The 10,696-nt window shown below is 67.8% G+C and carries 11 protein-coding genes; 6 read left to right on the top strand and 5 right to left on the bottom strand.

Annotation, left to right across the window (positions count from 1 at the left end; all coding sequences use genetic code 11):
* Nucleotides 1-638, bottom strand: a 638-nt coding sequence (locus K8V11_RS09655; RefSeq protein ID WP_303913311.1) for a pyridoxal 5'-phosphate synthase, incomplete at its 3' end; no start/stop codon positions are given.
* 178 nt (nt 639-816) lie between these two features.
* Here K8V11_RS09655 and serC point away from each other — a divergent pair.
* The 4 genes from serC (at nt 817) to K8V11_RS09635 (ending at nt 5,045) form a co-directional block, all read left to right on the top strand.
* Nucleotides 817-1,941, top strand: coding sequence for a phosphoserine transaminase (gene serC / locus K8V11_RS09650; RefSeq protein WP_303913308.1), 1,125 nt, complete (start codon nt 817-819; stop codon nt 1,939-1,941).
* A gap of 184 nt (nt 1,942-2,125) precedes the next feature.
* A complete protein-coding gene (gene sepH, locus K8V11_RS09645; RefSeq protein WP_303913305.1) occupies nt 2,126-3,505 on the top strand; it encodes a septation protein SepH in 1,380 nt (459 codons plus the stop codon).
* A gap of 87 nt (nt 3,506-3,592) precedes the next feature.
* On the top strand, nt 3,593-4,453 hold the full coding sequence (locus K8V11_RS09640; RefSeq protein WP_303913302.1) for a hypothetical protein: 861 nt from the start codon (nt 3,593-3,595) through the stop codon (nt 4,451-4,453).
* A gap of 202 nt (nt 4,454-4,655) precedes the next feature.
* On the top strand, nt 4,656-5,045 hold the full coding sequence (locus K8V11_RS09635) for a PH domain-containing protein (protein ID WP_303913300.1): 390 nt from the start codon (nt 4,656-4,658) through the stop codon (nt 5,043-5,045).
* On the opposite strand, the gene K8V11_RS09630 is transcribed toward K8V11_RS09635, so the two are convergent.
* The 3 genes from K8V11_RS09630 to K8V11_RS09620 all read right to left on the bottom strand — a co-directional run bounded on the left by K8V11_RS09630 (nt 5,042) and on the right by K8V11_RS09620 (nt 8,377).
* On the bottom strand, nt 5,042-5,713 hold the full coding sequence (locus K8V11_RS09630) for a hypothetical protein (RefSeq protein ID WP_303913297.1): 672 nt from the start codon (nt 5,711-5,713) through the stop codon (nt 5,042-5,044). The two genes, K8V11_RS09635 and K8V11_RS09630, sit on opposite strands and share 4 nt — an antisense overlap.
* A gap of 329 nt (nt 5,714-6,042) precedes the next feature.
* A complete protein-coding gene (locus K8V11_RS09625; RefSeq protein WP_303913294.1) occupies nt 6,043-6,897 on the bottom strand; it encodes an RNA methyltransferase in 855 nt (284 codons plus the stop codon).
* Between the two features lie 7 nt (nt 6,898-6,904).
* Nucleotides 6,905-8,377, bottom strand: a complete 1,473-nt coding sequence (locus K8V11_RS09620) for an NCS2 family permease (RefSeq protein WP_303913291.1) — start codon at nt 8,375-8,377, stop codon at nt 6,905-6,907.
* A gap of 78 nt (nt 8,378-8,455) precedes the next feature.
* On the opposite strand from K8V11_RS09620, the gene K8V11_RS09615 reads away from it, so the two are divergent.
* Nucleotides 8,456-8,737, top strand: a complete 282-nt coding sequence (locus K8V11_RS09615) for a DUF2530 domain-containing protein (protein ID WP_303913288.1) — start codon at nt 8,456-8,458, stop codon at nt 8,735-8,737.
* 35 nt (nt 8,738-8,772) lie between these two features.
* Here the strand turns inward: K8V11_RS09615 and K8V11_RS09610 are convergent, their stop codons facing one another.
* Complete coding sequence (locus K8V11_RS09610) at nt 8,773-9,585, bottom strand: DUF3027 domain-containing protein (RefSeq protein ID WP_303913285.1); 813 nt, start codon at nt 9,583-9,585, stop codon at nt 8,773-8,775.
* An 88-nt stretch (nt 9,586-9,673) separates the two neighbouring features.
* On the opposite strand from K8V11_RS09610, the gene K8V11_RS09605 reads away from it, so the two are divergent.
* On the top strand, nt 9,674-10,696 hold a 1,023-nt coding region (locus K8V11_RS09605), incomplete at its 3' end, for a glutaminyl-peptide cyclotransferase (RefSeq protein ID WP_303913282.1).

Genomic DNA, 10,696 nt, shown 5'->3' with positions numbered 1-10,696 from the left:
CCGGCACCCCCTTGCCAGAATTCCACGCGATCGGGACGTAGTTCATAGCCTCCCCAACACTCCGGCATCGGCACGGGAAGCTCGTCCCCACCGGGGCCGGTGAAACGCGCGGCCGCCTCGGCGTACAGCTCGCGCAACTCGGGAGCCCCCGCCACGGGACGCGATTGCGCCGACGCCCATGCCGAGATCTGCGATTCGCGCGAGCGTGTTGCCCAGTATTCGCGGCTTGCGACGTCATCGAGCGGCACGACGAGGCCTTCGAGGTGCACCTGCCGCTCGGCTTCGAGAAGCGGGAACGTCGCGGATGCCCGCGGATTTGCTGCGAGCTGGGAGCCCTTGCGCGAGGTGCGCGTGGTGAAAAACCGCACGCCGTCGGCGGAAACGCCCTTGCACAGGACCGTGCGGGTGCTCGGATAACCGATTCCGTCTATGACGTCGCACGTCGCGAGCACCATGGCGTTCGGTTCGCGTTCCCCGGCGGACGCGGCGTCGGCGATCCACCGCGTGAGCAGGGCGGACCATCCGCCCTCGAGGTCCGCGGGATCGAGCAGCCGGTCGTTGAGGCCGTAGCTCTCGCGCAGCCTGCGAAAATCGTCGGGGACCTGCGAGGCGGCGGGGCCATGCGGGGTGGAGGGCATGCCTGCCACGATATCGCGCCGCGCGAGCCCCGCGGCGATGGGCGCTTCCGCCGGCGCAGGCGGCGGGCGTAGCGTGAGCGTAATCCACACCACGGCGCCCCGGTGCCGCGTTTTATACACTTGGGTGCTGTTAGCCGTGCCAAGGATCGATCACCGAAACGAAAGGTCGCCATTTTCTATGAGCGAGAACCTGACCATCCCCGCCGACCTGCTGCCCGGAGACGGCCGTTTCGGCTGCGGCCCGTCGAAGGTCCGCCCCGAGCAGCTGCAGTCCCTGGTCACGTCCGGTGCGGAGATCTTCGGCACGAGCCACCGCCAGCCGCCGGTGAAGAACACGGTCGGCCGCGTGCGCGACGGCCTCGCCGAGCTGTTCTCGCTGCCCGAGGGGTACGAGGTGGTGCTCGGTAACGGCGGCACGACCGCATTCTGGGATGCCGCGGCGTTCGGACTTATCCGCGAGAAGTCGCTGCACCTCACTTACGGCGAGTTCTCCTCGAAGTTCGCCAAGGTCGCCGGCGGCGCGCCGTTCCTCTCCGAGCCGATCGTCGTGTCCGAGGAGCCGGGCTCGGCGCCCGAGCCGACCTCGGATCCGTCGGTCGACCTCATAGGCTGGGCACACAACGAGACCTCGACGGGCGTCGCCGTGCCGGTGCAGCGCCCCGCGGGCTCGGAGAACGCACTCGTCGCGATCGACGCGACGTCCGGCGCCGGCGGCCTGCCCGTCGACATCGCGGACACCGATGTCTACTACTTCGCCCCGCAGAAGTGCTTCGCCTCCGACGGCGGCCTGTGGATCGCGATCATGAGCCCGGCCGCGCTCGAGCGGGTCGGCGAGATCGCCGACACCGGCCGCTGGGTGCCGGAGTCGCTTTCCCTCCCCACCGCGGTCGACAACTCGCGCAAGAACCAGACCTACAACACCCCTGCGATTGCGACGCTGCTGCTCATGGCTGATCAGATCGAGTGGATGAACTCCAACGGTGGGCTCGACTTCGCCACCGGCCGCACCGCCGATTCGTCCTCGCGCCTGTACGAGTGGGCGGAGAAGAGCGAGTTCGCCACGCCGTTCGTCGCCGATTCGGCATTGCGTTCACAGGTCGTCGGTACGATCGATTTCTCGGACGACGTCGACGCCGCCGCGGTCGCCAAGACGCTCCGCGCGAACGGCATCGTCGACACCGAGCCGTATCGCAAGCTGGGCCGGAATCAGCTGCGCATCGGCATGTTCCCGGCCATCGAGCCGGACGATGTCTCGAAGCTCACCTCGTGCATCGATTTCGTCGTGGAGAACCTCGGCAAGTAATTCCTACGCGGCGCGCCCGGGCGCCGGGGATAGGCATCTGCAACGGAAGATTTGCCGAACTCGGCGCTTTCGGCGCGATATCGACAAACATCTGCCCTAACATGGGTCCAAGCAAGCGGCGCGCCGCGCGGTCAGCTGACTGCGATCGGCGCGCCGCACGCATAAGGATCGTCAGGAGGAGCGGATGCGAAAAATCGCGATCGTCGGGGTCGATACGGAGTCCGAGACCGTCGAATGCGAAATCGCGGATACGGGCGAGAAACTCGCCCTCCCCCTCGATGACGATTTCCGCGCCGCCGCGCGCGGCCACTTCGGAGAAGAGTCCGCTTCGGATGAGTCGTCCGACACCTCCGCGACAGACTCCACCGATAGCGCTGGCGACGGCGAGCCTTCCGGCGAAAACACCTCCGCCGCCAAGGATTCGACGAAGCCTGCGACGTTGCCGGAAGGCCCGGAGCCGAGCCTCGTCGGCGGCCCTTCCGCCACCACACCCAAGGATGACGGCGCAGATGCCGACACTCTCGCCACCACGTCCTCGCGACCCGATCCCGGCGGCAAGCGCCCCTCCGCGCGCTTCACGCCCGAACGCAATTCGCTGCGGCCGAAAGACCTGCAGGCCCGTGTGCGCGCAGGCGCCACCGTCGAGGAACTCTGCGAACTCACCGGCATGTCCTTTACACGTGTAGAGGCTTTTGCGTATCCGATTCTCCAAGAGCGCGGGGCGAGGGCCGAACGCGCACGCAAGGCACACCCGCTGCTCGCCGACGGGCCGTCCGTGGACACTGTCGAAACAATGGTCATCGACTCGCTCGAGGAACGCGGGGTCGACCCCGAACTGCTGCGCTGGGACTCGTGGCGCCTCAAGTCCGGAAACTGGACCGTGCAGGCGAAATGGCCGGCCGGTCTGTCCGATGATGCCTCGGCGCTGTGGGAGTTCGTCCCGGATTCGCACGGCGGCGTAGCCCACCCGTTGGACGACGAAGCCGTCGCGATCGGCGACCCCGAGCTGCGCAAGCCACTCGGCGTTGCAGACGAGCCCGATGCAGGCGAGGAAGCCGGTTCGGAGCCCGCGGGCGGCAGGGCGTGGCCACGCTCCTTCCCCGCGAGCGTCACGGGCATCGGCGGCCGCAGGGTTCCGCACGATCCCACAAGTGAGTCGACGCCTTACGTCCTCGGCAGGCCGATCGAGCTCGACCCGAACGCGGGCTATCCCGGCGCCCGCGCCACGCGCCCCGCCGACGGCGGGGCGCCCGCCGGCGCACGGCCCGGCACGCAGGCGAACGACCGCTCGAACGATCGCGCGGGAACGATGTCGGGTAACCCGTTCGCCCAGGGCCTGGTGGCCCCGCAGACCGCGCCCGAGACGCGCAACGGCCGGCCCGCAGCCGACGGGCAGAGGCCGGCCGAGGACCGCGGCGCGAGCAGCCATGAGAACCAGGACGACGATTTCCTCAAGCATCCGCCCGCCGAGGGCGGTGCCCACCGCGCCAAGGGCAAGCATCCGACGATGCCTTCCTGGGAAGATGTACTCCTCGGGGTTCGCTCCCCCAAGGACAGTAAGTAACCACGCCGTCATCGGGCCGCGACGACTGGGCCCAACCGACCGAGAGGTAACACGCCCATGTCACACCACGTGACAACCTTTTGGCACGTGGCGACAGAGTCGCCGGCCCAGGCTTTCACCACCGGGCTCCCCGCCGATCCCGGGTACCCACGACGATTGCTGAGCAAGCTGTATCCGAAGGCAACGATCAGCCATATCGGGGAGTTCCCGCTCAACCGTTCCGCGTCCGCGGGCGAGGGCGAGATCTACATCGGCTCGTTCCCCGGTCTCACCGTGATTCAGACGAGCGAATCAGACGCCCTGCGCCCCTCTCAGATAGAGGACAAGTGGATCGCGATCGCCGACGCCCCGAACGTATACTCCTTCGCGTTCGACGCCGAGAGCGAGGTGAGCGCCTTCGCGCACTGGGAGGACGGGAAGCTTCAGCGGTCCTTCTCCGCCGCCGCCAATCGCATCGTCGAGGACGAGGGGATGCCCGCCGGGTTCGAGCTTCCTTTCTGGTCGGGCGAGCGCCCGCAGGAGGGCGTGGACGATCCGCTCGCGCTCCCGTTCTCCCCTGCCGAACTTCTCAGCACCGCCCACGAGTCGTGGCTCGGCTTCGAGCTGAGCCCCGATGGGCTCGACGTTCCAGTCCTCGGCTACGCCACGGACGGGCGACGCGAGGTGCGCGCCGAGCATCCGCCGGCGGGCCGTGCCATGCACCTGTCCGGCGCGGCCGGCCATGCCGAGATCGCCGAGGAGACGGCCACCTCGACTTCGGAGGATGACGACTCCTCGCCGTACGAACACGACGACTACGAGCGCGCGGTAAGCGCAAAGGAACAGCCTGTGCGCGAGTCCGCGCGCGCTGCCGCGGAGAAGGCCCGCGAGGCCGGTTCGTTGGCTGCCAGAGGTGCGAGGAAGTTCGCTCGCATGGCCCGAGACGAAATCTCCAAGCGCCGGAAGTAGACGGGCACGCGGCGTAATCCCAACGCCGCAAATCTCCGGCCGAGACCATCCGAGGTCGCAATGGGCTACTCATGCACAGACATTGGACCGATATCTCCTCTCGCGAGGAGCTCTGAACTCGGCGATTGTGTCGTGGTTGGCCGCTAAGATCGATTCACCTTGCTAGGGGCACTGCCAACTCGACTTCATCAGGGGGATCTTCATGTCCGATGCCAGCGTTTCAGCGATTACTTCATGGACGCTCCTTTCGCCATGCCCAATTCCGGACGATGCCGGTCGGCTCATGGTCAATGGCGAGCGCCCCATCGCCGCGTTCAAGACCTTTCGCGATTCGGCAATCTTCACTACGAAACGACTCATCGTGCGAGACGCCCAGGGACTTTCGGGCAAGAAAGTCGAGATGTACTCGCTTCCGTATAAGTCCATCGACATGTGGTCCTCAGAAAATGCCGGCCGCCTTCTCGATATCAACGCTGAACTCGAATTATGGACACGCGTCGGGCATTTCAAGATCAAGATCGGCAAGGATATCGATATTCGCGCGCTGGACAGGCTCATCGCCGATTGCGTGATCGGCGGAGGTTCGGTCTAGCTCGCGTCGGCCAGCGCGGCGTACAGCCGGTCCACGGTGGCAGGTAGCCGCCCGGACTCAGGGTCGCGGGCACCGTATGCGATCTCGATCTGGATCGCGGGGTGGCCGCGCCGCTGCATGTGGTCGACGACGGTGTACCCAGCTCGCGCGCCGAAGCGCCCTTCGTCGGTGATGTCGGTGCCGAACGCCTCGCGTAATGACGCCCGAAGCGCCGCAGTGCTCTCGTCGGTCGACCGGCCCGTGCCGAGCACGAACGGCGCCTCTGAGGAGGTATCGCGCATGCCGTGAAGATCGACGATGACCGCGCCGGGCGGCAGACCGTGGAGGATGCGGGTGAACTCGTCGTCGCGGCCGGCCCAGTCGTCTCCCCAATCGGGGACGAGACCGTCGACCGCGAGGACGCTTGCGCCGAGCCGCTCGGCGAGAACCTCGGCGATGCCTCCGGTAAAAAGTTCGGGAGCCTTGAGATTTCCGGCTCGATGGTGGCGCACGGCGTGCGGGGCGACGATCACGAGCGGCGAGGTGGCGGTGCGATCGACGAAATGAACCGAGCCGGGCTCGCCCGAGCCGTCGTACATGTTCGCCTGGTAGCGGCGCTCGGCAGCGCTCACGGCAGCGACCGTGTCGGCGGCAGCGGGGGCCGTGCCGGGAGCGGGCGACGCGTCCACGTGGCCACTCTCCTCCCCTTGGCCTGCTAATCCGACTGACCCCGTAGAACCGGGCGTCTGAGCTGCACCGGAGGCCCCGACCACGATAACAATCGCCGCCGCGCCGATCGCGAGTGCGGAGCGCGCCCCGCCGGCAGACGTGCGCCGACGGGCGCTCGGTCGAAGATTTCCAGATCGCATTCGCACCGTCCCTCACTCGAGTGATTCCGCCCAATTTGTAGCAGGCAAAAACACCAATTGTGAGCCATTTCACGAAAGCAAATGTGTAAACATGCAGGTGACGGGTATTCACTTACGTAAGCGCACGCGCGCGGCGGATCTGAACGCCGTCAGCGAAAGCGCTCGTAGAGTGCGATCTGCGCGGCCGTGGCGACGTTGAGCGAGTCGACTCCTGCGGCCATGGGAATCTTCGCGCGCAGGGTCGCAGCGCGCATCGCATGCTCGGTAAGCCCGGGCCCCTCCGCTCCCACGAGCAGAGCCACCTTGCCGGCGCCGCCGGCCGCACCCACCCGTGACATCGCCTCGGCGAGAGTGACGTCGGAGGACGGCGTCAGCGCGAGAGTCGAGAACCCGGCGTCGTGGAGCTCGGCGAGTCCGCGCTGCCACGTCGTCGGCGTGCCGCCGAGGTTCGCCCACGGCACGTTCATCACGTGGCCCATGGACACGCGCACGGTCCGCCGATACCAGGGGTCCGCGGTCGCGGCACCCATGAGGATCCCGTCGGCGCCGAACGCCGCGGCTCCGCGGAACATGGCGCCGAGGTTCTCCGCATTGTTGACACCCTCGAGCACCAGCAGTGTCCTGGCCGTGGCCGAACCAAGCACCTCCGCCGTCATACGCGGGGCAGGGCGTGGGGCGACGGCGAGCACGTCCCGGGAAGAAGCAAAGCCGATGACGGCGGAGAGCACCGCATTCGAGACCCGGTAGAAAGGCGCGTCCCCGGCAAGCGCGTCGAGAGAATAGCCCTCGGCGGCGAGGTCCTCGCGCAGCCTGCCGAGCTTCGCCTCGGTGCCCGCGAGGGCCATCGTGGCGAGCGGCGACACGAGCATCCTGCCGACGACGTACAGCCCCTCGGCGATCACGAGCCCCGAGCCGCCCGCGTCGGGGCGGCGGTCGGCGACGTTGAGATCCCGAAACGGGTCGAGGCGCTCGTCGGCGGGATCGCCGATGTCTATGACGTGCACGGGTTTGCTAGGAAAGCGCCGCGGTGATCGGGTCGATGGCGAAGTAGGCGACGAACAGGATCGCGACGACCCACAGCAGCGGGTGCACGGTCTTCGCGCGGCCGGTGAACACCGCGAGCACGACCCACGAGACGAACCCGACGCCGATGCCGTTGGCAATCGAGTACGTGAACGGCATCGCGACGATCGTGAGGAACGCTGGCAGAGCGACGTAGTACTTCGAGAAGTCGATGTTCGTGATCTGGCCGAGCATGAGCGCGCCGACGATGACCAGCGCCGCGCCCGCCGCCTCGACGGGGACGACTTCGTAGACGGGGGTGAAGAACACCGCGGCGAGGAACAGCGCGCCGGTGAGCAGGTTCGCCAGCCCCGTGCGCGCGCCCTCCGCGATGCCGGTGGCGGACTCGAGGAAGACGGTGTTGGAGCTGGAGGAGGTGAGGCCGCCGGCGACGGCGCCGAAGCCCTCGATGACCAGCGCGGTCTTCATGTTCGGCGGATTGCCGTCGGCGTCGGTGAGGTCGGCCTCGCGGCTGAGCCCGGTGAACGTGCCCATCGCGTCGAAGAAGTTGGCGAGCAGCAGCGTGAACACGAACAGCCCCGCCGACAGCGGGCCGATACGGGTGAACGCGCCGATGAGGTCGATGTTGCCGATGAGCGAGAGGTTCGGCAGCGCGCCGAGCGATTCGGGCAGCGTCGGCACGGCGAGCGACCAGCCCTCGGGGACCGCCTCACCGTCGACGAACGACGGGCCGATTTTCGCGATCGCCTCGATGATGATCGCCAGCACGGTCGCCGAGACGATGCCGATGAGGATGCCTCCGCGGACCCCGCGCGCGACGAGGATGCCGCACAGCAGCAGCCCGAAGCAGAACACGGCGGTCGGCCACGAGGCGATCGAGCCGTCGATGCCGAGTCCCACGGGAACGGTGGTGCCGGCGGCGTCGGGAATGCGGCGCACGAAGCCCGAGTCGACGAAGCCGACCATCGCGATGAACAGGCCGATACCGACCGTGATCGCCGCCTTGAGGTCGGCGGGGATCGCGTTGAAGATCGCCGAGCGCAGACCGGTGACCGCGAGGATCACGATGATGATGCCCTCGATGACGATGAGGCCCATGGCCTCGGCCCACGTCACCTCCTGCACGATCGTCACCGCGACCAGCGAGTTGATGCCCAGACCGGTGGCGAACGCGAACGGCAGGCGCGCGATCGCGCCGAACGCGATGGTCATCACGCCCGCGGTGAGCGCCGTGACCGCCGCGATCTCCGGGATCGACAGAGTGTTGCCGTCGACGTCGGGGGTTCCGCCGAGGATCAGCGGGTTGAGCAAAATGATGTAGGCCATCGAGAAGAAGCTCACGAGCCCGCCACGCATTTCGCGGCCGACGCTCGAGCCCCGCTCGGTGATCCGGAAGTAGCGGTCCAGCCCGTTCTTCGGCTCGGCCACCTTCTCGGCCGCCTGCGGCTCGTCGTTACTCAATGCGCCTCGCTCCCCTTAGGTCTTCTCATCCGCATTTAAGATAAAGCACGAGCGGCCCCTCGCGGTACTCTGGGAATCGTGAGTGAGAGCGGAGATCGGCAGAAGGCACCCCACACCCCCGCCGTCCCGCCGTTGCCGGCGGCGGTTCTCGACCCGCGCCCGATCCTCGCGCTGGGCACCGTCGCATGGCTGTGCGCCGCGATGGCCCTGTTCGTATTCGGCGGTTCGGATCGCCAGATCGCGCTGTGTCTCGCCGGTATCGCCGTCGGCATTCTCGGCACGGCGGTGTACGCGTTGCAGCGACGCGCGGTCGTGCGCGGCGCGCGAGATGCCCAGCAGGGCCTCGACTTCGACGCCTAGGGGTTAGCCAAAAAGACTCGGGTATGACGCCGGAGCTACGTCGCCGGCGTCTCGGCCGCTTCCCGCGCCGGCTCTTCGCCGGGGGCGGATTCGAAGTCCACGGCATGGTCGTCGAAGGCGGTGCCCGCGCGCTGCCCGGGACCGGCCTGCTCCGGGCGGACCGAGGAGTGCGCCCCGCACCCGTATTCGAGGTGCACGACCTGCGCGTCGGCCGAGAATTCGTTCGCGCACACGCCGAACATGCGGCCCAGCGAACCGGAGAGCGGGACGAGGAAACCGCAGGAGCCGCAGTGGTGCTCTGCGGCCTTGGCGTTCTCTGCGTCCGGGCTGTGTTCGCCACTCTCCCAGCGTTCGGCGGCTGCGACGCGCCCATAGTGGGACAGCACGCGCTCGCGGCCGAGCCCGATCGGCAGGTCGCCGGTGTATTCCTCCTCGTCCCCCGGGACGAGTTCGTACCCGGGGGCGAGACGTTCGTCGTCATCGGAAACGGGGAGCACATCGCCGGGGCCGATATCGCCGGCATGGAGACGCTCTTCCCAGGGCACCCATTCGGGGGCCAGAAGTGCGTCGGGACCTGGGATGAGGGAGATCTCGTCGATCGTCACCCGCGCCTCGGCCTCCGACAGCACGCACGCCCACTGCCATCCGCGGTAGCCGCGGAGCCGGGAGCCGAAGTAGTGCGTCGCGGTGTTCTCCGCCTCGCAGGCAATGCCCTCGTGCTCCCCGACGGCCGACCCGCCCGCAACCTCGGCGGCAGCGTCCCTGGCCAGCGCGACAGCGCCGGCGAGAGCTTCGCTGACCTCGCCACCGCGTCGCTGCATGCCGGTTCGCTCGGTTACGGATGTCATGTGTTCATTATGAACGCAGGGGTGCCAAACCCCATAAAACTCGCGGGTGCAGGACCCGCGAGTCGGGGTTATGCGGCATGATTTACCTATGCGCCACATCGCCGATTTCGTCCCGTCGCCCCGCTTCTCGGGCCTCTCGCGTCCTTCGCGTTCGCAGCGCCGCCCGTCGCGGACCGGGCGAACGGCAGCGGCGGTCGCCCCGGCGACCCTGGCGGCGATCCTCGCGTTCACCGCGGCGTGCTCGTCGGACGCGGTCGACTCGGCCGGCTCCGGGGACGTTCAGGAGACCAGCGCGAACGGCGAGATGGGTTCCATCGACGGTGGGAGCCTTTCCACCGCGGGTCCGAATGCGGGAAGCATCGGTAGCGGCAATTCCGGCAGCGCCGACGGGCTCGGCTCGAGCCGCGCCGCGCAGCCCGACACCACCGGCGAGGTCGAGGTCGTCCGCGAGCTGGGGCACGATTCCGCCGCGTTCACCCAGGGGCTCGAAATGCGCGAGGGTGAACTATACGAATCCACCGGCGACTACGGCACGTCCTGGGTGTCGGCGCGCCCGCTCGATTCGGGTCCGACGGACTACAGGGTCAAGACCGATCCGCTGCCGGGCCGCGAGTTCGGCGAGGGCATGACTATCACAGGGAACACCCTGTGGCAGCTCACGTGGAAGGACGGCATCGCCTACAAGCGCGACGCCACGACCCTCGAAGAGACCGGACGGGCCGAGTACGACGGCGAGGGCTGGGGCCTGTGCACGTTGGGCGATCAGCTCGTGATGAGCGACGGCTCGAACAAACTCACGCTGCGCGACCCGGAGACGTTCGAGCCGACCGGCGAGATCAACGTGACACTCAAGGCCAAGGGCGTCGATAACCTCAACGAGCTCGACTGCTCGGACGGCAGGATCTACGCAAACGTGTGGATGACCGACCGGATAGTCCGCATCGACCCGTCGAGCGGCGAGGTCGACGCGCAGTGGGATCTCGGCCAGCTGCAGCAGCCGCGCCCGTCCGATCCCGATGCGGTGCTCAACGGCATCGCGAAGGTGCCCGGCTCGGACACCTTCCTCGTCACCGGCAAGATGTGGCCGAATATGTACGAGGTCCGCCTCAAG

The organism is Dietzia timorensis (genome assembly GCF_020742175.1).
GTDB classification, from domain to species: Bacteria; Actinomycetota; Actinomycetes; order Mycobacteriales; family Mycobacteriaceae; genus Dietzia; species Dietzia timorensis_A.
The sequence above is the reverse complement of the archived record's forward strand: the minus strand, read 5'-3'. Positions and strand labels throughout refer to the sequence as shown.